Below are 19,959 nucleotides of genomic sequence, written 5' to 3'. Positions count from 1 at the left end.
AGTAGGCAACTTCCCAAATGCGCTTCACCCCACCTGCGCTTGTGTCCGGGGCGTAGGCGCTTGCTTATATTTCCACGCCATCTTCTTTGCATCCCGGATGTAGGGCATGGCGCAGAGCTATATCAACGACCGCACCACGGACTACCACAGCTTGAAATCCCGCCTGATGGGCAGCGCCCCGACCCGACAACGTTCCGAACATTTTGATGTGTTGAACCGGCACCTGCGCCCCGGCCTGGTCACGCCGGGGCAGTTGGTGATTATTCCCGATCCCCACAGCGTAAGTTGTTCCGGCGAGGAAGCCTGGTTGATGCGCCATGCCGAAGCAGTGCGACGCAACCTGGACATGAACTCATCCACCGGCAAGGTCTTGATCGGCAACTATGACTTGTTACAAAGCTTTATGGCGTACAGCTCCATAGGCATCGGTAGCGCCACAGCGGCCTGGGCGCGGCATCTGAATGACGTGGCGCAGACCTTGGAAGAAATCGAGCAGTTGCACCAGCGCTTGAAACACGGCGCATTGGACCGCGAGGCCTTTATCCAACAGCGCCAGACCCTGTTCCGCCGCCTGGACCTGCAACTGCAAGGCGCGGCACGTTTTGGCACAGGGTTGCAGGGGCATGAATCGTTGAAAAAGGTGCTGGGAATATCGACCAAAAGCTATCTGCATAAAGGTGAGATCGCCGGGTATGCACAGCGGATTCGGGAGACCGCGCAAATGTCGAAGTGGCTGGGCAAAGGGACCTATCTCGGCGTGGCGCTGGATGTGGGCGTGGCGGGGTTGGAGATCAAGGAGGCGTGTGTGACGGGGCGGGAGGCGCAGTGCAGGAGGGCGAAGTATGTGGAGACGGGGAGGTTGGTGGGGGCGGTGTCGGGGGCGGCTGTTGGGGGGAAGTACGGGGCTGCATTTGCTCGCCGTGCTTGCGATATGGTGTTGGGGGTTTCTCTGAAAGCTAACGCCAGACTGGCCTGCGCAATTATCGGAGGTGCTGGGGCAGGGTATGTGGGAGGTAGCGAAGTTGGCGATTTCGGTGGGTTCGTAGGTGGAAAGATCATGGAAATCGATGGTGTTTTTATATTCCAACCGGAAGATGCGTAGTCATGGACCTTTTTTTCGTCTACGTCACCCTGTTGATTATTTTGACGTTCGTCATCCTGGGACTGATGTTATTTGCCGAACATAGAAAGCTGGAAGAGCTGGAGAGTTATTTCAGCAAGAACACAGTGGTTCGTGAGCACAAACGTAAATGGGGACGTAACCAGAGACTCGCCAGATTTCATCGCATGGGTTTGATGATCGATATCCTCTCAATGCCAAAGCGCTATGTGAAAAAAGGACTTGTGACCGAGGCTGAGTTGGACTGCGTTCCGTTAGCTCTCAAACGCTGGGCTCTATGGCCCTATCGCCTGTGCCACATTTGGGCTCTCGCGTTGCTCATCGGGGCTGTCTGGCGTAGATGGGGCGGCATTGAAATCTGAAATGTCTTACATAACTTTCAAAAAATACTGTACATCCACATTTGGGCGCTTCGATGAGGGGACAAGGGGCGCTGGCGTGCGCAGATATTGGCGGCGCTGCGGGTGGGCAGGCGGTAGGCTTGCATTACTGAGTGGAAAGATCCTGGAGGTTAACGGTGATTTGATCTTCGAGCCAGAGGGGGCTTAAACGTGTCGTTTTTTCTTGCCTTCACCATTGTGCATTTTGTTGGGGCGTTTGTTGTTTTGGGACTGGCGCTGTTTGCCGAATATACAAAACTCGACGAAGTGGAAAGTTATTTCACTCATAACGAAAGGGTCCGCGCCAATAAGCGATTCTGGAGAAAAAATCATTGGATCGACAGGCAATACCGCATGTTGTTGATGTTTGATTTACTGTCTGACTCAGCACGCTATGTGAAAGCAGGTGTCGTGACCGAAGCCGAACTGGCGTCTGTGCCGGTAGCGCTCAAGCGTTGGGTGTTGTGGCCCTATTACCTTGGCCTCATTTGGGTTATCGGCACCGTCGCTTGGTCCGTTTGGCGTAGATGGTGCGGCGTCGAAATGGCGCTAAATTAAGTCGGCGTGCATGCAACATCTTTTTAGGTATTGCGGCTAAAGGGCGTGGTGAACTCATCTGTAGTGTTATCGGAGGTGCAGCGGGTGGGTATGAGGGCGGCAATTTGTTCGGCGATGGCGGGGCGTTTCTGGGTGGGCAGATCCTGGAAGTTAATGGTGATTTGATATTCCAGCCAGAGGGCGCATAGCCATGGATCTTTTTCTTGCTTACACCATCGTGTGGTTTGGTGGGATGCTTGTCATTTTGGGACTGATACTTTATGCCGAATATACAAAACTCGACGAACTGGAAAGTTATTTCAGTGAAAACGAGAAAGTTTGTAGGCATAAACGTTTTTGGAAAAGAAATCAGCGAATTGACCGTTTTCATCGCATGGGGTTGATGATCGATATTCTGTCAACGCCCAAGGCTTTTCTGAAAGCCGGTCTTGTGACTGAGGCGGAACTGGCATCTGTTCCTTTAGCGCTTAAACGATGGGCGTTGTGGCCTTATCGTGTTGCTTGCGTTTGGTTTGTCGCATCCTGCGTTTGGTATATCTGGTTTCATGGGTGGCCAGAGTGGATTTGACTGTGGATTTTTTTCTTGTCTACACCATTGTTGTGTTTGGCGGGGCGTTTATCGTTTTGGGACTGATACTTTATGCCGAATATACAAAACTCGACGAGCTGGAAAGTTATTTCAGTGAAAACGAGAAGGTTTGTAGACATAATCGTTTTTGGAAAAGAAATCAGCGAATTGACCGTTTTCATCGCATGGGGTTGATGATCGATATTCTGTCAACGCCCAAGGCTTTTCTGAAAGCCGGTCTTGTGACTGAGGCGGAACTGGCATCTGTTCCTTTAGCGCTTAAACGATGGGCGTTGTGGCCTTATCGTGTTGCTTGCGTTTGGTTTGTCGCATCCTGCGTTTGGTATATCTGGTTTCATGGGTGGCCAGAGTGGATTTGACTGTGGATTTTTTCTTGTCTACATCACTCTGTTGATAGTTTTTACTTTCGTCATGTTAGGACTGATGTTATTTGCCGAACATAGAAGGCTGGAAGAGCTGGAGAGTTATTTCAGTAAGAGCAAAATGGTTCTTGAGCACAAACGTAAATGGGGCGTAACCAGAGACTCGCCAGATTTCATCGCATGGGTTTGATGATCGATATCCTCTCAATTCCAAAGTGCTATGTGAAAGAAGGATCTGTGTCCGAGGCAGAGTTAGCCGCCATCCCAGCATATGCCGATGGTGAAGAGCGGCGATGAGGTGGTGTTGTTTGGCAAGCAGGGGAGTGTGCAGACGACTCAGGCGGAGAGAGAGGACATTAATGAGGCATTGTTGGCTGACCTGTATACAGTGTTAGGTAATACCAATCCCAAAATACTGGTGGATAAATAAGCCGAACACCATCCACACGTGGGAGCGTGCTTGACCGCGATGAGGGTGTATCAGCCACCCATTTATAAACTGATACCCTGCTATCGCGGGCAAGCCCGCTCCCGCAATTTAACCAATGCAAATTCAAGCGCGTTGGGCAGCAAGAGCCTAAGTCAGGGAAAATGGGCATACGAAGAAGGTTAAGTATGTGCCACTCCCCTCTAATGAATTTTACCTAGCATACTTCGCCCTCTATACAGTTAGCGTTTGCACAACCAACATCACGCCCGATTAAATACAATAGGCACTATAACCTTTGTCTGTGTATTATAAAGCTCCCCTTCTAGCCTCAGGTACTCATAGTTACTAGCCAGTAAAATACATCGTTCATTGCCAAAATCGAAAGTAACGCTACTTTGTTGATACTCATCAAGCCTGTGATAACCCGACCGCCCAAGATCAGCTGAAGGCGCACTGTTCTTACCCCAGGTGCCCGTTATAGAGCCAGTGTCATAGTCCGCAAAATTAACAAGCACCGTATAATAGGAGCCATCAGCAACAGTTTCAGAAATAAACGCTTTCTGAAGAGCTGGATTTTGTTTTCCCGACATTATTCAATCCTCATAAAATATAAAAAGCACAGATAATGAAGTTCGAGTAATCTTTTATATGTTGCCGCAAAAACTTATACTTTAACCACTGACAATTTGATCTTTTGACTTGTTGAAAGTAATCGAAGAAATTACTTCATCGTTAAACATATTGATCAAATTACCTGTAAACTTATTATAGTTATAGTCTGTGGCTACCAATAAACACTTCTCAAAAATAAAATCTAGTGTCATATCGGTGGTTTTTCCGTCATCGGCGCGATGATACCCAGATCGCCCCATAGAAGTCCCCAAGAATCGACCTTTACCCCACCTGCCTCTTATTACTCCGGTATCATAATCTGCAAAAATTATGTGAAACGTATAATACGTGCCGTTAACGGTTTCACTAAAATAAGTCCCCTGAAGTGCAGGATTTTCCTTTGCCATTTTTCCACCCTCGCCGCAGCCTAAAAATAAATAACAGTCAGGACGCTACTCTCTGCCTGATCATACTTACCTTGCAAGACTAACTTTATGTGACTCTTATAAAAATGCACCTGTGAAAAATGACAGTTTTTTATATTTTTTTGAAATAATCCAAGAGCCAAATTTTGGGTGGCTGACGATAAATATCCTAGCGGTGGATGTAACGGTTAAGCCGTGAAAAGCGGTAGCCAGACAAAGTGGTGTCGTGCAAACCAGATAGGCTGAGGTAAAGAGATCAATGGTGCTTTGTGGCCGACCTCGAACAGGGTTAAAGGGGGCGGATCTATTAGATTCCATAGAGTACTGACGGCCCAAAGGAGTGGGTTGATTAAATAAATCTGTCCCCGTTATCGCAGATAATACTGGTCGATAAATAAGCCGGCCCCCCCTTGCACTCAAGCGTTGGGCCGTTTGGCCCTATCGCCTTGTGATGGTTTGGGCGGTGGGTTTGGGGGTATTGGGGGACCTGGCTGTAGAAGCAGCCTTTTCCTACATGCGCTTTTCCTTCATCCCACATTTTTTTCAAAAAAATACTGTACATGCATACAGTTGTGTCCTACAGTCCATCCCAGGTGACCGGATGTCACCTGACCTTCAGTTTTTAACTATGGATGGATAAAAAATGAAATCGAAAAAAGCCTTTATGCTCGGCGCGGCCATGGCGGCCTCCTGCTTTGTTTCGGCCTTTGCGCTGGCGGAGCAAACCCCTCAGAAACTCAGTGCCCAGGCCGTCCGGCAGGCGGTCGACAAGGCGCTCAAGCCCGGCGGCAAGTTGGATGGGGCGAAGGTTTCGGCCTCGCTCAAGCAAAAACTCAAGGCCGCCAAGACCGGCCAGTCCAAGGCGCTGACCCAGGCGGTGAAAACCGCACCGTTCGACACCGTGGTCGGTGAACTGAAAAAACCGGCGCAGGCCCAATTGAGCGCCGCTGCCATTGCTGCGTTCGAGCCGTTGTTCCCCACGCTGGATATCAACACGCTCTACAGCGTGGACGGGGTGCAGACCGGCAACGAGTTCGCCTACCACTTCAACCTGCCGCAGAATGCGCGCATCCAAGTGCAACTGGTCAACCAGAGCGCCGGCACCGACATGTCGCTGAACCTGTTCCTCGACGACGGCCAGGGCAACCTGAGCCTGGTCGGCTCTTCGGATGCCGCCGGCAACGCCGATGAATACCTCAATGGCGTGCTGCCGGCGGGGGATTATTACTGGTACATGGTGGCCAATGCCGCCAGCAACGGGCAGTTCAGCTTTGGCGTTGCCGTAGACACCAATATCGATGCCTACGAACCCAACGACACGCCGCAAACCGCCTTCGTGCTGCCGGACTCGATGAACAAAGTCAGCGGTAACCTCGACAACGCCAACGATGTCGATTACTTCGACTTCAAGGCCGTGCGCGGCCAGAGCGTGAGTATGTACCTGGCCGGTGATGAAACCGGCAGTCGCAACCAGTGGATCTTCGACCGTTTCGACGGGGTCAATTGGGTCACGGTACCGGCCGGTTCGACGTCGACCTACCCCAGCGTGGCGCCGGGCACCACGGTCAAAGTGCGGGTACGGGCCAACCCGAACGTGGCGCAGGATGCGACCAAGCAGTACCAACTGAGCCTGGGCTCCACGCCGCGCCTCAATAACCACGATGTGAAGGGTGACAACATCGTTCGCGTGCCGGTTTCGGAAATGCCACTGGCCACGCAAACCGCGCGGGTTCTGAACTGGAGCACGCAATGGTCCGACTCCACTGGTGCGCCGTTGCTGGGTGTCACGCCGGTGCTGCGCGTGGACAACCACTTCATCGACTTCGACTACCGCTGGGTCGACTACCCGGCCACCACCAACAGCGCAGGTGCGACCTCGGCCACGGCGAATATCGGCAGCTGCTTCGGCGATTACCATACGGTCATCAACGACAGCAGCACCGGTGTGCCGTACAAGTGGGACACCACCTACAACCAGGGCGGCTGGCGCATCGAGCTGGCTGAGTTTCCGGGGGTAGGCGTCGGTGGTGACAATGTGCAGTACGTCAGCCTGGGGCATATCTGCACCCAGACCATCGTGCATTGATCGTGACGCGTCAGTGAAAAAGGGGGCAGCCTGCACAGGCTGCCCCCTTTTTTTGCGGCAATGGCTGATGGCTTAACTCAATGGATCCCAGCGCTGTGACCAATTCCCTTCGGCCTTGACCACCCCGCGCAGCAGTTCCAGCGCCTGCTGCAACACCGCCGAATCCCGCGCCCGTGCGTACACCAGGTACGTCGGAAAGCTGAATTCGGGCGCTTTGGCTACGCGCCGCATCACGCCGCTGTCCAGGTAGCTTTGCACCACCCGCGTGCGGAAGTACCCGGCGCCGCCGTTCTCCAGGATGTATTGCAGTGCCAGCGGGCCGAGGTTGAAACTCACGGCGGCGCGGGCCCGGTCGGGCAGGGCGGCGTCATGCTGCTGGCGAAACCCCGGGCCCCAATCGATATAGACGTAGGGTTCGGGCTTGCTCGCCAATTGCACCAGGATCAGTTTTTCCTCCAACACCTGCTCCACTTGCAGCCCCGGCCAGTAGTGCGGCTGGAACACCAGCGCGGCGTCAAGCACGCCCAGTTCCAGTTGACGCAACAGATAGTCGCCCTCGCGGATTTCCGTACGCAGGGCATGACCGGGGATGTGTTCGCGCAGGGCTTGGGCCCAGCCGAGCATCAGCGGGTTGCACAGGCTCACCTCGCCGCCGATATGCAGCACATTGCGATAGCCATCGGGCAACGGCAGGTCGCGACGCGCGGCTTCCCAGGTTTGCAGCAATTGATTGGCGTACACCACAAACGCTTCGCCATCGGCGGTCAGTCGCGCCCCGGCCCGGTTGCGCACGAACAGCGTGCAGCCCAGCTGGTTCTCCAGGTTTTTCACGCGGGCGGTGATGGCGGTCTGGGTAACGTGCAGTTTCTCTGCCGCCGCGGCCAGGCTGCCGCAGCGAGTGATTTCGAGGAAGGTGCGTGCCAGTTCGATATCCATGAAGCCCCCGCGAATGAATGGGAGGCATTGTAGAGGGGATGCCATGGGATGGGGGAATCGGGATACACGCCGGACGGAAATGTATGGGATGTCACTCAGGAAAAGCGCCTGCCAACCCGCTGTTTGCAGACCTAGAGTCGACGGCGACGGTGGGAATACGTCCCCCCGGTTTTTTGTCATCTCACTGATTGAGTGCCTCGGAGACACGCTATGACGAACTCACCCACAATTACCATTTCACCCTATGCCAGCGCGACCGTCACTCAGTTGGATCGCGTACTGCACGCCGATCAACGCGGCGGCGGGGGCGAGATCAATGGCAAGCCTTCCTACAGCATCCAGCAGGCGGCCGATGAGATAACCCGTGACAATTTGCGTTGGCCTGATCTTAACAGTGATGGAAAAACGGACATCGCCTATCGTTTTCTGACAACGGCGGGGCAGTCATTCCGCCAGCTGGGGCTCACGCAGTTCAGCGAATTCAATCAAGCGCAAAAGGAATCGGCACTCAGGGCCATGGAGCACTGGTCGGATGTTGCCAATTTGAGTTTCACCCAGGCCAGCCCAGGGACGCAGGAGGATGGCAACATCAGTTTCGGCAACTTCGCCCTGGACCCCCAAGGTCGCAACGCGTTCGCGAGCCTTCCACCTTCCGAAGGCGCCCGCCAATTCATGGCATCACGCCCCCGCGCTCAAATAAACGTGCCGGTCGCCGAGGTTTGGCTCAACGGCACGGAAGACGCTCATACCGCACCGAGCCACAACAACGAAGGCCACAAAACCCTTGCCCACGAGGTCGGGCACGCCCTTGGGCTAGCGCATCCGTTCAGAAGCCATCCCGCTGGCGTGAGTTACAACACGGCCACATACGCGGAGGACACCGGCGGCCACAGCATTATGAGCTATTGGAGCGAACACCACTCCGGGCAGTCATTTCACAAAAACGGCATGCACCATTCGCCTTCAACGCCGATGGTCGATGACATCGCGGCGATGCAAAAACTGTACGGTGTCAATCATCAAACCCGTACGGGCGATACCACCTATGGGTTTAATTCCAATGCCGACCGCGAGGCCTATCACCTGCACTCGAACGCTGACGCACCGGTATTCACGGTGTGGGACGGTGGTGGCACGGACACCCTGGATTTTTCCGGCTTTAGCCAAAACCAGGTCATCAATCTCAATGAAGGCACACCCTCGGATATTGGAGGGATGCGAAAAAATGTGTTCATCGCCAAAGGCACCACAATAGAAAACGCTAAAGGCGGGGCCGGCGACGACATATTGATTGGCAACGCGGCACAGAACGAATTGTCCGGTGGTGGTGGCAAGAACACTTACGTCTTTTTAACCCCTGAGCAATCGACACCGCAGGCGCCTGATCGAATCACGGACTTTGTGTCGGGTAGGGACAAGATCGATATTTCCAATCTCCGTGCGACCGGGCCCGAGAGTACTTATATCGATGAAAGTAACTATTCTCCGATCGAGGAATTGCGGAACGGCTTAAATTCCACAAGGCCACGGCGCGACATTGCGCAAAAACCGGTCGAATTAGTTTCCAAGTTCAGCGGTGAAGGGCGGCAAGTCATGCTGACGTACGACGAAAATGCCCGTCAGGAAGTACTGCAGATTGATCTGGATGGCGATCGGCGTGCCGACTTTATGCTCAAAATTGACAGCGAGCAGATGTTGAGTTGGGGCGATTTCGTGAAATAAATCCTGAAGGTGCGGCGGTAGCCCTTCGATCGGCTACCGCTCGCTGAAGCACCGCTCATGCGTAGCATGGGTGCGATTTATCGTATTAATGCGGATAAATAGCACTTAATAACGATCCGACCGGAGCGTCAACGCGAGAGGTCGCTTTCGGCGGCAAAGGGTCGCAAACAGTGTGCTATGGCCAATCGCCCAGATCCAGGCAGCGCGTGAAGGGCGGCGGCTGCCTGCCGTAGGCCAGAAAGTCGCCGATCCAACGGGTGATGCAAGCGCCGGCATCCGCCTTTGCCGGCTCCTTGAGACGCAGCTGTTCGACTTGCAGGGGGCCGCTGTCGTCGGGGTCGGCGTTGACCAGCACCATGCGCGCCACGCGTTCGGGGAACAGCGCGCTGTAGCGATTGCCCAGCCGCGTGGCTTCGGCGTTGCCCAGGTAATGCAGTTGGGCATCGCCGAGTTGGGCGCGTACGTATTCCATGTCGCGGGCGGCGTATTCGACGTCGTTGGGCTGGCGGATAGTGCGCGCGCTGAGTTCGATCACGTCATAGCGATCGAGCAGCGTGCGATAGGCCGGGGTGGCGTGGGTATTCCAGCGGCTGGCCAGTTGAATGGCGAAGGTGCCGCTGCTGTTCTTACGCGCCGGTTCGCCGGCTTGGGTGAAGACCACGCCCTGGCGGCTTAACGGCTCGCGGGCACCAACGCGGGTGACAAACAAGCGCAGGTTGCCTTGACGGGGCGCTGCATAGTTACGCGGGACCGATATGAGGCCGCATTGGGTGCGCGCCAGCACGCTGGGGTCGAGGCGCTCGGTAGCGGGCAGCGGGCAGTCCAGCAACCAATCGATGGCGGTGGGTTTGATCAACGGCTCGGCAAAGGCAAGGCCTGCCAGCAGCCAGAGGCAACCGCACGCCAAGTGTTTTACGACAGTCATCGAGAGGTCCAGGGCAGCTGTATGACAGCGGCGTTTTTACCAAGGACCTGGGGGCTGGGAATGTAGGGTGAGAAGACGCCTCATGTACGAAATCGGAGTTTTGTTTATCGGATGCCAGAGTTCCAGCCGCCACCCAATGCTTTGTAGAGCGCGATGCTGGCTTGCAGGCGTGACAGTCGCAACTGCACGTTCAGGTCCTGGGCGGCGTACAGGGTGCGCTGGGTTTCGAGCACCGTCAGCCAGTCGGCGGCCCCGGCCTGGTAGCGCTGTTGGGCGATTTGGAACGCGGTCTGCGCCTGTTGCAGTTCTTCGTCCTGCCATTGGCGCTGCTGGTCGAGGCGGGTGATGCTGCTGAGGGCTTTTTCCACGTCAGCAAAGCCGTTGATGATCGCGCCGCGGTAGGTTTGCAACAGTTCATCCTGGCGCGCGCGGGCCTTGTCCCGTTCAGCGCTTAAACGGCCGTTGTTGAAGATCGGTGCCACCAGCCCGGCGGTTAACGTGTAATAGGGGCTGCGTAGCACATCGACGGCCTTGTAGGCGTCGGAGCCCAAGGTGGCGCCGAGGGTCACGGCGGGCAGCAGGGCGGCGCGGGCCACCGTCACGTCCGCCTGCGCCGCCGCCAGTTGGGCTTCGGCCTTGGCGATGTCCGGGCGGCGGCTGAGCAATTGGCTGGGCAGGCCGGCGCCAATGACGGGCCAGGTCAGGTTCTGGAAGGGCTCGGCGCCCAGGTCCAGGGCCTGCACGGGTTGGCCGAGAAGGGCGGCGAGGGTGATGCGCGATTCTTCGGCCTGTTGCGCGATCAACGGCAACTGGCGCTGCTGGCCGGCCACCAGGCTTTTTTGTTGGGCCAGTTCCAGCGCGGTGGCCGAGCCGGCGTCATAGCGGGTTTGCACCAGCGCGAGCACATCCCGCGCATTGGCCAGGTTCAACTCGGCGATGTGCCGGCGCTGCGCGGCGGCGAGGGTTTGCGCATAGCGGTCGGCGACGTTGCTGAGCAGGGTCAGTTCCACGGTGGCCTGGTCGAATTCGCTGGCCCGCAGGCTGTGCAGGGCGCTGTCGCGGGCGGCAGCGCGCGCGCCCCAGAAATCCACTTCGTAGCTGGCGGTCAGGTTGGCGCCGAAGTTATTGACCGCGTCGTCGCTATCGCTGGCGTCGAGGTCCGGGCCGCCGGGGCCGCGCAGCAACTTCTGATGGCTGGTGGTGAGGTTGGCCTTCACCTCCGGCAGCAACGGCGCGCCGGCAATCACCGCGCTGGCCTGAGCCTGGCGCACCCGCGCCACCGCTGCGGCCACATCGAAACTGTCGCGCCGCGCCTGTTCGATCAAACGATTGAGCGGCGCACTGCCGAACTGTGTCCACCACTGGGTGTTCACGTTCTGGGCGGCCTCGCGTTCGGCGTACTGCCAGGCGGCCGGCGGCGCGAGGCGGCTGTCGACGCTGGGCGGTTGGCCGGCGCAGGCATTGAGCAGCAGGCACAGGCTGAGCATGCCCAGGTGCGATGGGATACAGGGTTTATTCACTGGTCAATGCCTTAACCGGATCGAGCCGGGCAGCTTTACGGGCCGGCATAAAGCCGAATACGACGCCGGTGACCAACGCACAGCCAAACGCGCCAAGCACCGCCACCAGGGAAAACTGCACCGCCACCTTGGCCAGCGTCAGCACGCCGCCCACCAGCAAGGCCAGGGCGATGCCGCACAGGCCGCCGACCACCGAGAGCATCACCGCCTCGGTGAGGAACTGGCGCAGGATGTCGCGCTGGCGTGCGCCGGTGGCCATGCGGATACCGATTTCGCGGGTACGCTCGCGCACCGTCATCAGCATGATGTTCATCACACCGATACCGCCTACCAGCAGGGAAATCGCCGCAATCGAACCGAGCATCAGCGACAGGGTGTTCTGGGTGCGCGCCTCGGCCTGGATCATCGCGGCGTTGTTGGTCAGCTCGTAGTCGCGCTTGCCGTGGTGCAGGCGCTGCATCAACTGGTCGATGGCCTGTTCGGCCTCATGCACCTTGCGTGCATCGGCGGCGGCGATCACCACGTACTCGGGGTTGTAGCTACCGAACAGGCGCACGCTGGCGGCGGTGTAGGGAATGGCGATGCGGTCGTCGCTGTCTTTATTGCCGGAGCTGGCGCCTTTTTCCGCCAGCACGCCGATGACCTGGAACGGCACGTTTTCGATCAGGATGTATTGGCCGATCGGGTCGACCAGGCCCTTGAACAACTTCTCGCGCACCCGATGACCGATCACCGCTACCGTGGCCCCGGCGCGCTCGTCGGCCGCCGTGAAGTAACTGCCCTCGACCACCGGCCAGTTGAAAATGTCGGGGAAATTGGTGTCGTTGCCGCCCACGTACGCCATGTAGTCGACGTTGCCGTAACGCACCCCGGCTTCGCTGCCGTTGACCGGCATGATGCGCTGCACCTGAGGCAGCGCCGCCAGCGCTGCGACGTCGGCCAAACTGACGATGCCCAGCGGCGTGCGTGGGTTGGGTGAGGCGCCGCTGAGGTAGAGGATGTTGGAACCGAAGGCACCCATCTGCGCCATGACCTGGCGCTTGCTGCCTTCGCCCACGGCCAGCATCACCACCACCGACGCCACGCCGATGATGATGCCGAGCAACGTCAGCGCGGTGCGGAAGCGGTTGATCCACATCACACGCCAGGCCGCCTGGACGGCGTCCACCAGTTCGGCTTTCCAGGCGCCATTGTGTTCGGCGCCATCGGCCAGACGCTGACGCAGGTCCACCGCTTGCAGGGCGCCGGGGGTAGCGGCGGTCGCGGTGTCGTGGGCGGATGCCGAATCGCTGATGATCAGGCCATCGCGAATCTCGATGATGCGGTTGGCGCGCGCCGCGACTTCGCGGTCATGGGTGATCAGGATCACCACATGGCCCTGGCTGGCCAGCTCGTCGAGCAGGCTCATCACCTCGGCGCCGCTGTGGCTGTCGAGGGCGCCGGTGGGTTCGTCGGCGAGGATGATGTGCCCGCCGTTCATCAACGCGCGAGCGATGGACACCCGCTGCTGCTGGCCGCCGGAGAGCTGGTGCGGGCGGTTGCCGGTCCGTTCGGCCAGGCCCAGGCGGGTGAGCAGGGCGCTGGCCCGTGCATGCCGTTCGGCGGCGCTGATTCCGGCGTAGATCGCCGGCATTTCTACGTTTTCCTGGGCCGAACCGGACGGGATCAGGTGATAACCCTGGAACACAAAACCGAAGGCTTCACGGCGCAGCCAGGCCAGGGCGTCGCTGTCCAGGTGCGCGACATTCTCCCCGGCAAACAGGTACTCGCCACTGCTGGGGCGGTCGAGGCAACCGAGGATATTCATCAAGGTGGATTTGCCCGAGCCGGACGCGCCGACAATCGCCACGAATTCGCCGGCGTGAATCGCCAGGTCGATACCGCGCAATACGTCAACCTGAGGGCTGTCGCCGCCGCCGTAGGATTTGCGGATGTGCCTGAGTTCGATCAGCGGCGTACTCACCTCAACCCCCATGGCCGTCGACCGGGCCGATCAACAGGTGGTCGCCTTCGTTCAGGCCGTCGAGCACCTGCACCCGCAGGCGGTCGCTGAGGCCCAGGCGCACCTCGCGCTGTTCGATGCTGCCGTTGGGCATCACCACGCGGGCGATCTGTTTGTCGGTGTTGCCGTTGCCGAGCAGGGCGGCGACCGGGGCGGTGAGGGTGTCCTTGGCCTGGCCGGCGACGAAGAACACCTGAGTGGTCATCTCAGCCATCAGCGCGTTGTCGGTGTTGTCCACGTCCAGCAGCACGGTGTACAGCACCACGCGGCCGGTGCCGCTTTTATTGGAACTGGTGGGGCTGCCGCTGCCCTGGGTTTCGTTCAACGGCTTGGGCGGGATCGGCAGGATCTGCCGCACAGTGCTGCTCCAGCGCCGGTTGCCGCCGCTCAGGGTGGTGAAATAGGCGCTCATGCCGGGTTTGACATGGCCGATATCGGCCTCGGACACCTCCGCCCATACGGTCATCGGCGACAACTTGGCGATGCGCAGGATCAGCGGCGTCTGCTGTTGAGCGTTGAGGGTCTGGCCAACGCGGGCGTCCACCGCCACCACGGTGCCGCTCATTGGCGCATAAATACGTGTGTAGCCAAGCTCCGCTTCATCGCTGCGCAGGCTGGCCTGGGCCTGGCGGATCTGGGCCTGGAACATGTCGACCCGGGCCTGGGTCGCGCTCAGCTCGGCCTTGGCGGTTTGTACGTCTTCTTCACGGGTGGCGTTGCCGCTGGCCAGGCGCTGCTGGCGCTGGTACTTCTGGCGCGCCAACGCGTGCTGGGCTTTCTGTTCCTGCAATTGCGCCTTGAGGTTTTCGATGGCGTAGCGGCTGGCGTCGAGCTTGGCCTGCTGGGTGGACGGGTCGATTTCCACCAGCAATTGGCCCTCCTTGACCTGATCGCCCGCCTCGACATGGATCTTGCGGATCTGCCCGGACGCCTGGGCGCCCACGTCCACATAGCGGCGCGGTTGCAGGGTACCGAGGGCGGTCACGCTGTTTTCGATATTGCCGCGGGTCACGGTGACGGTGGTCAGGTCGTCGCGGCCCGAGGGCAGTACCTGCCACGCGGCGACGGCGATCAGCGGTAACAGGCACGCCACAACAAGCAAGGCGCGTCGGGCGGGGCGGGGGCGTTTCATGGATGGATTCCAGCCAGGAGAGTTCAGGGCGCGGTTGCGCAGAGCTGACAGTTAAACGAGATAAGGGCGCTGGAATTTAAGTGGTTACACAGGCCGTTACTGCTCTTTTGCATAAAAAAAACGGCTGGCGTTACAAGTCTTCTTTAAAAGTAGATGAGAATTACTATAAATTGCACCCACCCAAACTGCCATTATCGAATGGCACCCTTCTGCAGGCCTGACAACGCTCGCGCCTGCAGCGTGTTTTCAAGATGGTCGGGAGTCATGTTGGAAAACTACTATCGCGAGCTGGTGTGTTTCCTCAACGCCAAGCTGGGCAACCGTCAGGTGGCCGAAGATGTGGTGCATGACGCTTACGTGCGGGTACTGGAACGTTCCAGCGATACCCCCATCGAGCAACCCCGCGCCTTTTTGTACCGCACGGCGTTGAACCTTGTGATCGACGGCCATCGGCGCAATGCCTTGCGCCAGGTCGAGCCGCTGGAGGTGTTGGACAGCGAAGAGCGCTTCGCCGCCGGCACGCCCCACGCCAGTCACGATCAGGCCCAGCGTCTGGAACTGCTTGAGCGCGCTCTGGCCGAACTGCCGGCGGTCTGCCGCGAGAGTTTCCTGTTGCGCAAGCTCGATGGCCTGAGCCATCTGCAAATCGCCGAACGCCTGAGCATCTCCCGCGCTCTGGTGGAAAAAAACATCGTCAATGCCATGAAACACTGCCGCGTGCGGATGCGCGAGTGGGATGCGCACTGAGGGTCGACGGCTTAAATTTTTTTTCACTGTCCTCGTTTCCTATCAACACACGACCTGTTGTGCAGGTCTTGAAGGTATTCCCGCCCCACCGCCACGGGGCTTATCCAGAGGACACTGGAATGACACAGGCAATTGCTTCGCCCGCGGTTCACGACCTGATCGGCATCGGTTTCGGCCCGTCGAACCTGGCACTGGCCATCGCCCTGCAAGAGCGCGAGAAGGCGCAGGGCAAACTGGACGTGCTGTTTCTGGACAAACAGGCCGACTATCGCTGGCACGGCAATACCCTGGTGACCCAGAGCGAATTGCAGATTTCCTTCCTCAAGGACCTGGTGACCCTGCGCAACCCCACCAGCCCGTACTCCTTCGTCAACTACCTCAAGGCCCACGGCCGTCTGGTGGACTTTATCAACCTCGGCACCTTCTACCCGTGCCGCATGGAGTTCAACGACTACCTGCGCTGGGTCGCCGGGCACTTCCAGAGCCAGGCCCGCTACGGCGAGGAAGTACTGGCCATCGAGCCGATCCTGCATCAGCAGCAGGTCGAGGCTTTGCGGGTGATCTCCCACGATGCGCTGGGCGAGCAGCATGTGCGCACCACCCGTTCGGTGGTGGTCAGCGCTGGCGGCACGCCGCGCATTCCCGACACCTTCAAGGCGTTCAAGAACGACCACCGCGTGTTCCACCACTCCCAGTACCTGGAGCGCATGGCCAACCAGCCGTGTGTTGAGGGCAAGCCGATGCGCATCGCGATCATCGGCGGCGGCCAGAGCGCGGCAGAAGCCTTTATCGACCTCAACGACAGCTTCCCCTCGGTGCAGGTGGACATGATCCTGCGCGGTTCGGCGCTCAAGCCGGCCGATGACAGCCCGTTCGTCAACGAAGTGTTCTCGCCGGCGTTCACCGACCTGGTGTTCCAGCAAGTCGGCGCCGAGCGTGAGCGGTTGGTGGCGGAGTATCAGAACACCAACTATTCGGTGGTGGACCTGGACCTGATCGAGCGCATCTACGGCATTTTCTATCGCCAGAAAGTCTCCGGCATCGCGCGCCAGGCGTTCCGCACCATGACCGTGGTGGAGAAAGTCACGCCCGGCCCGCTGGGCATCGAACTGGCTCTGCGCAACAACGCCACGGGTGAAACGACCGCGCATCACTACGACGCGGTCATCCTCGCCACCGGTTATGAGCGCCAGATGCACCGCGAACTGCTCGCCCCCCTGGAAACCTACATGGGCGATTTCGAAGTGAGCCGCGACTACCGCATTGTCACCGACGAGCGCTGCAACGCGGGCATTTATATCCAGGGCTTCAGCCAGGCCAGCCATGGGTTGAGCGACACCTTGCTGTCGGTGCTGCCGATCCGCGCGGATGAGATAGCAGCGTCGCTGTATGCCCTGGACCGTGGGCGCGGCCAAGGGCGGTCAATCGAGGAATTGCTGCTGGCCACCGCAAGCTGAGTTCGCGCCGGTGGGCGGGGCGGAAGGGCGAGGCAGTGTGCTTTCGTCCAAGCTCGCCCCTACGGGCGGTACTTGTGACAAAGGGTTACCGCTGATACTGTACAAAAAACCAGTATCGGTAGCCCGCCATGCAGTTGATCGAAAAACTCAGCATCCTCGCCGACGCCGCCAAGTACGACGCGTCCTGCGCCAGCAGCGGCGCGCCTAAGCGCAGCTCCGAAGGCAAGGCGGGGCTGGGGTCCACCGATGGCATGGGCATCTGCCACAGCTATACGCCCGACGGGCGCTGTGTGTCACTGCTCAAGGTGCTGCTCACCAACTTCTGCCTTTACGACTGCCAGTACTGCGTCAACCGCCGCTCCAGCGACGTGCCCCGTGCGCGGTTCAGCCCGGAAGAAGTGGTCTCCCTGACCCTGGATTTCTACCGGCGCAATTGCGTCAGCGGGTTGTTCCTAAGCTCCGGCATTATCCGTTCGGCCGACTACACCATGGAGCAGCTTGTCCGGGTGGCGAAACTGCTGCGCGAAGAACACGACTTTCGTGGGTATATCCACCTCAAGACCATCCCCGAAGCCGACCCGGCGTTGATTGCCGAGGCCGGGCGTTATGCCGATCGCCTGAGCGTGAACATCGAACTGCCCACCGATGCCAGCCTGCAAACCCTGGCACCGGAAAAGCAGATCGGCTCGATCAAGCAGGCCATGCGGACCATCTACACCGGCGAGCAGACGGTACTCAACGAGCCTCGCGCGCCGCGTTTCGCTCCAGCCGGGCAGAGCACCCAAATGATCGTCGGCGCCGACGACACCGACGACAGCACCATCCTGCATGGCGCCGAAGCGTTGTACGGCAACTTCAAGCTGCGCCGCGTCTACTACTCGGCGTTCAGCCCCATTCCCAACAGTCCAAAAAGCGTCCCCCTGGCCGCGCCACCGTTGATGCGCGAGCACCGCCTGTACCAGGCCGACTTCCTGCTGCGCAGCTACGGCTTCAGTGCCGGCGAGTTGTTCGAAGGCCCCGGTCACCTGGCGCTGGATATCGACCCCAAACTGGCCTGGGCCCTTGAGCATCGCGAGGTGTTCCCCCTGGACCTCAATCGTGCCGAACCGACTTTGATCGCGCGTATTCCCGGCATCGGCCTGCGCACCACCCAGCGCTTGGTGGACCTGCGCCGCGAACGCAAAATCCGCTTCGAAGACCTGGCGCGCATGCGCTGTGTGCTGGCCAAGGCCAAGCCGTTTTTCATTACCAGCGACTACCACCCGCAACAGGCGGACAGCACCAGTGTGTTGCTGCGCGAGCAACTGCGCGACCGGCCGCAACCGCAGCAAATGGGGCTGTGGGGATGATCAGCCTGGAATGCGACAACCTGTTCGGCACCTGGCGCGAACAGGCGCGCTGGCTGCTCAGCCATCAGGTCGACCCCAGCCAGGTAAGTTGGGGCGAGGCCCAGGCGGCGGACCTGTTTGCCACTGATGAGCCGATCCCTGCCGGGCTGGGGCCGTTTCAGGCGCGCATCCCCAAGGCACTGCTCGAACTGCTGGAGTCGGCCGCCTGCTACCACGGCGACCAGCGCTGGAGCCTGTTGTATGAAGTGCTGTGGCGCGTCAGCCACGGCGACCGCACCGCGATGCTGGCCGGCGACAAACTGGGCAGCGAGTTGCAGCGGCGGATCAAGCAGGTCAGCCGCGAAGCCCATCACCTGCACGCGTTCGTACGCTTTGTCGCGCTGCCGCCAGAGGCCGGGCCGGAGTTGCCGGAGTACGTGGCCTGGCATGAACCGGCCCACGACATTCTGAAGTCGGCCAGCCAGCACTTTATCGGGCGCATGGGCCGCCATCGCTGGATGATCGCCACACCGTTGGACGGCGTGTATTACGACGGCCAGCAATTGATTCATCAACGCCATTGCCCCGAAGCCTGGCAGCAACTGGCACAGAACGTCGAAGACCCCCACAGCGCCATGTGGCTGACCTACTACAGCCACATCTTCAACCCGGCGCGGTTGAACCCCAAGGTGATGGAAGGCCACTTGCCCAGTCGGTTCTGGAAAAACCTGCCGGAGGGTAAGTTGATCCCAAGCTTGATCAGCGAAGCGCGAACGGGTAAGCAGAAAGATGGTCAGGCCAAGATGATCGGCAACAAGCCCGGCAAGCGTATTGCCAGCGGGCAGGGTTAAACAGGAGGGGTCATGTCTACCGTCGTACGTCTCGCCCAACCCGACGATGCCGAGGGAATCAGCCGGGTGATCCTGGCGGCTTTGTACGGTAGCAACGCACAGGATTATCCGGCGGATGTGATTGAGCGGGTGGCCAGCAACTTTACGCCCGACGCGGTGCGCGAGCTGCTCAAGCGGCGTGTGGTGCTGGTGGCGGTTCAGGGGCGGGTGATCGTCGGCACCGCTGCGCTGGATGCCAAAGTGGTGCGCTCGGTGTTCGTCAACCCGACGCGGCAAGGGCAGGGTATTGGCCGGTTACTGATGAGTGAAATCGAACTGCGCGCGGGGGAAGCGGGGGTGACAACGCTGAGTGTGCCGTCCTCGCTGACGGCCGAGCCGTTTTACGCCAGGCTGGGGTTTCGCACGGTACGTGAGGTCGATCACGGCAATGAGCGCACGTTAGTGATGGAGAAGACGCTGTTGTCGTGCGATGCCTGAGCACACCGGAAAGTAAATGTGGGAGGGGGCTTGCCCTATATGAGAATCCAAACGCCCTCCTCAGTTAACTGAAAGAACCGGCTCGAATGTGGGAGGGGGCTTGCCCCCGATGCGGTGTATCAGTCGGCGGATTCATTGACTGAGCCATTGCTATCGGGGGCTCGCCCTATATGAGAATCCAAACGCCCTCCTCAGTTAACTGAAAGAGCCGGCTCGAATGTGGGAGGGGGCTTGCCCCCGATGCGGTGTATCAGTCGATAGATTCATTGACTGAGCCACTGCTATCGGGGGCAAGCCCCC

The 19,959-nt window shown here is 59.0% G+C and carries 18 protein-coding genes and 3 pseudogenes; 14 read left to right on the top strand and 7 right to left on the bottom strand.

Features of this window, described 5'->3' with window-relative positions; translation table 11 throughout:
• Positions 1-106 precede the first annotated feature (106 nt).
• The 7 genes and pseudogenes from HRH33_RS17630 to HRH33_RS26435 all read left to right on the top strand — a co-directional run.
• Positions 107-1,102 carry a hypothetical protein gene (locus HRH33_RS17630; protein ID WP_167417936.1) on the top strand — a complete coding sequence of 332 codons (996 nt, stop codon included), beginning with the start codon at positions 107-109 and terminating at the stop codon, positions 1,100-1,102.
• Positions 1,103-1,104: 2 nt separating this feature from the next.
• Positions 1,105-1,482, top strand: a complete 378-nt coding sequence (locus HRH33_RS17625) for a hypothetical protein (RefSeq protein WP_034137827.1) — start codon at positions 1,105-1,107, stop codon at positions 1,480-1,482.
• 189 nt (positions 1,483-1,671) lie between these two features.
• Positions 1,672-2,058: a hypothetical protein gene (locus HRH33_RS17620; RefSeq protein ID WP_167417935.1), complete on the top strand. Its 387-nt coding sequence runs from the start codon at positions 1,672-1,674 to the stop codon at positions 2,056-2,058.
• Positions 2,046-2,246: pseudogene (locus tag HRH33_RS26440) on the top strand (hypothetical protein); the annotation flags it as partial. The gene HRH33_RS17620 and the pseudogene HRH33_RS26440, both read left to right, overlap by 13 nt.
• 2 nt (positions 2,247-2,248) lie before the next feature.
• Entirely contained in the window at positions 2,249-2,626 is a 378-nt protein-coding gene (locus HRH33_RS17615) for a hypothetical protein (RefSeq protein ID WP_094066941.1), read from the top strand.
• A 2-nt stretch (positions 2,627-2,628) separates the two neighbouring features.
• Positions 2,629-3,006, top strand: coding sequence for a hypothetical protein (locus tag HRH33_RS17610; protein ID WP_167417949.1), 378 nt, complete (start codon positions 2,629-2,631; stop codon positions 3,004-3,006).
• 277 nt (positions 3,007-3,283) lie between these two features.
• A pseudogene (locus tag HRH33_RS26435) lies at positions 3,284-3,439 on the top strand (alanine racemase); the annotation flags it as partial.
• A 260-nt stretch (positions 3,440-3,699) separates the two neighbouring features.
• Here the strand turns inward: HRH33_RS26435 and HRH33_RS17605 are convergent.
• Together HRH33_RS17605 and HRH33_RS17600 are read right to left on the bottom strand one after the other, a co-directional pair.
• Positions 3,700-4,029 (bottom strand): hypothetical protein, encoded by a 330-nt coding sequence (locus HRH33_RS17605; protein WP_167417934.1) that lies wholly within the window; start codon positions 4,027-4,029, stop codon positions 3,700-3,702.
• A gap of 81 nt (positions 4,030-4,110) precedes the next feature.
• Positions 4,111-4,458, bottom strand: a complete 348-nt coding sequence (locus tag HRH33_RS17600; protein WP_135948306.1) for a hypothetical protein — start codon at positions 4,456-4,458, stop codon at positions 4,111-4,113.
• A gap of 661 nt (positions 4,459-5,119) precedes the next feature.
• Here HRH33_RS17600 and HRH33_RS17595 point away from each other — a divergent pair.
• A complete protein-coding gene (locus HRH33_RS17595; protein WP_034098972.1) occupies positions 5,120-6,562 on the top strand; it encodes a hypothetical protein in 1,443 nt (480 codons plus the stop codon).
• A gap of 72 nt (positions 6,563-6,634) precedes the next feature.
• Here HRH33_RS17595 and HRH33_RS17590 read toward each other — a convergent pair whose 3' ends face one another.
• Positions 6,635-7,498, bottom strand: a complete 864-nt coding sequence (locus tag HRH33_RS17590) for a LysR family transcriptional regulator (protein WP_173603533.1) — start codon at positions 7,496-7,498, stop codon at positions 6,635-6,637.
• A gap of 210 nt (positions 7,499-7,708) precedes the next feature.
• On the opposite strand from HRH33_RS17590, the gene HRH33_RS17585 reads away from it, so the two are divergent.
• Entirely contained in the window at positions 7,709-9,220 is a 1,512-nt protein-coding gene (locus HRH33_RS17585) for a M10 family metallopeptidase C-terminal domain-containing protein (protein ID WP_167417933.1), read from the top strand.
• A 175-nt stretch (positions 9,221-9,395) separates the two neighbouring features.
• Here the strand turns inward: HRH33_RS17585 and HRH33_RS17580 are convergent, their stop codons facing one another.
• The 4 genes from HRH33_RS17580 to HRH33_RS17565 all read right to left on the bottom strand — a co-directional run bounded on the left by HRH33_RS17580 (position 9,396) and on the right by HRH33_RS17565 (position 14,799).
• Positions 9,396-10,145 carry an alpha/beta fold hydrolase gene (locus HRH33_RS17580; protein WP_167417932.1) on the bottom strand — a complete coding sequence of 250 codons (750 nt, stop codon included), beginning with the start codon at positions 10,143-10,145 and terminating at the stop codon, positions 9,396-9,398.
• A 104-nt stretch (positions 10,146-10,249) separates the two neighbouring features.
• The gene (locus HRH33_RS17575) at positions 10,250-11,632 is read right to left on the bottom strand and encodes an efflux transporter outer membrane subunit (protein ID WP_167417948.1); all 1,383 of its coding nucleotides are present in this window, start codon (positions 11,630-11,632) and stop codon (positions 10,250-10,252) included.
• Positions 11,633-11,657: 25 nt separating this feature from the next.
• The gene (locus HRH33_RS17570) at positions 11,658-13,640 is read right to left on the bottom strand and encodes a MacB family efflux pump subunit (RefSeq protein WP_143521067.1); all 1,983 of its coding nucleotides are present in this window, start codon (positions 13,638-13,640) and stop codon (positions 11,658-11,660) included.
• Complete coding sequence (locus HRH33_RS17565; protein WP_034137816.1) at positions 13,630-14,799, bottom strand: efflux RND transporter periplasmic adaptor subunit; 1,170 nt, start codon at positions 14,797-14,799, stop codon at positions 13,630-13,632. Before HRH33_RS17565 ends, HRH33_RS17570 begins: the two co-directional genes overlap by 11 nt.
• Positions 14,800-15,063: 264 nt before the next feature.
• Between HRH33_RS17565 and HRH33_RS17560 the strand changes: the two genes are divergently transcribed.
• From HRH33_RS17560 to HRH33_RS17540, 5 genes and pseudogenes are all read left to right on the top strand, one after another.
• Entirely contained in the window at positions 15,064-15,546 is a 483-nt protein-coding gene (locus HRH33_RS17560) for a sigma-70 family RNA polymerase sigma factor (protein ID WP_034098965.1), read from the top strand.
• A 119-nt stretch (positions 15,547-15,665) separates the two neighbouring features.
• Positions 15,666-17,003, top strand: a complete 1,338-nt coding sequence (locus HRH33_RS17555; protein WP_167417931.1) for a lysine N(6)-hydroxylase/L-ornithine N(5)-oxygenase family protein — start codon at positions 15,666-15,668, stop codon at positions 17,001-17,003.
• Positions 17,004-17,131: 128 nt separating this feature from the next.
• Positions 17,132-18,352, top strand: a complete 1,221-nt coding sequence (locus HRH33_RS17550) for a putative DNA modification/repair radical SAM protein (RefSeq protein ID WP_167417930.1) — start codon at positions 17,132-17,134, stop codon at positions 18,350-18,352.
• Complete coding sequence (locus HRH33_RS17545; protein WP_123479658.1) at positions 18,349-19,182, top strand: TIGR03915 family putative DNA repair protein; 834 nt, start codon at positions 18,349-18,351, stop codon at positions 19,180-19,182. The genes HRH33_RS17550 and HRH33_RS17545 overlap by 4 nt, the downstream gene beginning before the upstream one ends.
• A gap of 12 nt (positions 19,183-19,194) precedes the next feature.
• Positions 19,195-19,647: pseudogene (locus HRH33_RS17540) on the top strand (GNAT family N-acetyltransferase); the annotation flags it as partial.
• Positions 19,648-19,959: the final 312 nt, after the last annotated feature.

The organism is Pseudomonas rhodesiae, assembly GCF_013285305.1.
Taxonomy (GTDB): domain Bacteria; phylum Pseudomonadota; class Gammaproteobacteria; order Pseudomonadales; family Pseudomonadaceae; genus Aquipseudomonas; species Aquipseudomonas rhodesiae.
This window is presented reverse-complemented; position numbering and strand designations above follow the sequence as displayed.

Bases quoted from the DNA above. Each gene is read 5' to 3' on its own strand.
- HRH33_RS17630 (WP_167417936.1), top strand. From the start codon at position 107: ATGGCGCAGAGCTATATCAACGACCGCACCACGGACTACCACAGCTTG.
- HRH33_RS17625 (WP_034137827.1), top strand. From the start codon at position 1,105: ATGGACCTTTTTTTCGTCTACGTCACCCTGTTGATTATTTTGACGTTC.
- HRH33_RS17615 (WP_094066941.1), top strand. From the start codon at position 2,249: ATGGATCTTTTTCTTGCTTACACCATCGTGTGGTTTGGTGGGATGCTT.
- HRH33_RS17605 (WP_167417934.1), bottom strand. From the start codon at position 4,029: ATGTCGGGAAAACAAAATCCAGCTCTTCAGAAAGCGTTTATTTCTGAA.
- HRH33_RS17600 (WP_135948306.1), bottom strand. From the start codon at position 4,458: ATGGCAAAGGAAAATCCTGCACTTCAGGGGACTTATTTTAGTGAAACC.
- HRH33_RS17595 (WP_034098972.1), top strand. From the start codon at position 5,120: ATGAAATCGAAAAAAGCCTTTATGCTCGGCGCGGCCATGGCGGCCTCC.
- HRH33_RS17590 (WP_173603533.1), bottom strand. From the start codon at position 7,498: ATGGATATCGAACTGGCACGCACCTTCCTCGAAATCACTCGCTGCGGC.
- HRH33_RS17585 (WP_167417933.1), top strand. From the start codon at position 7,709: ATGACGAACTCACCCACAATTACCATTTCACCCTATGCCAGCGCGACC.
- HRH33_RS17580 (WP_167417932.1), bottom strand. From the start codon at position 10,145: ATGACTGTCGTAAAACACTTGGCGTGCGGTTGCCTCTGGCTGCTGGCA.
- HRH33_RS17575 (WP_167417948.1), bottom strand. From the start codon at position 11,632: ATGCTCAGCCTGTGCCTGCTGCTCAATGCCTGCGCCGGCCAACCGCCC.
- HRH33_RS17570 (WP_143521067.1), bottom strand. From the start codon at position 13,640: ATGGGGGTTGAGGTGAGTACGCCGCTGATCGAACTCAGGCACATCCGC.
- HRH33_RS17565 (WP_034137816.1), bottom strand. From the start codon at position 14,799: ATGAAACGCCCCCGCCCCGCCCGACGCGCCTTGCTTGTTGTGGCGTGC.
- HRH33_RS17560 (WP_034098965.1), top strand. From the start codon at position 15,064: ATGTTGGAAAACTACTATCGCGAGCTGGTGTGTTTCCTCAACGCCAAG.
- HRH33_RS17555 (WP_167417931.1), top strand. From the start codon at position 15,666: ATGACACAGGCAATTGCTTCGCCCGCGGTTCACGACCTGATCGGCATC.
- HRH33_RS17550 (WP_167417930.1), top strand. From the start codon at position 17,132: ATGCAGTTGATCGAAAAACTCAGCATCCTCGCCGACGCCGCCAAGTAC.
- HRH33_RS17545 (WP_123479658.1), top strand. From the start codon at position 18,349: ATGATCAGCCTGGAATGCGACAACCTGTTCGGCACCTGGCGCGAACAG.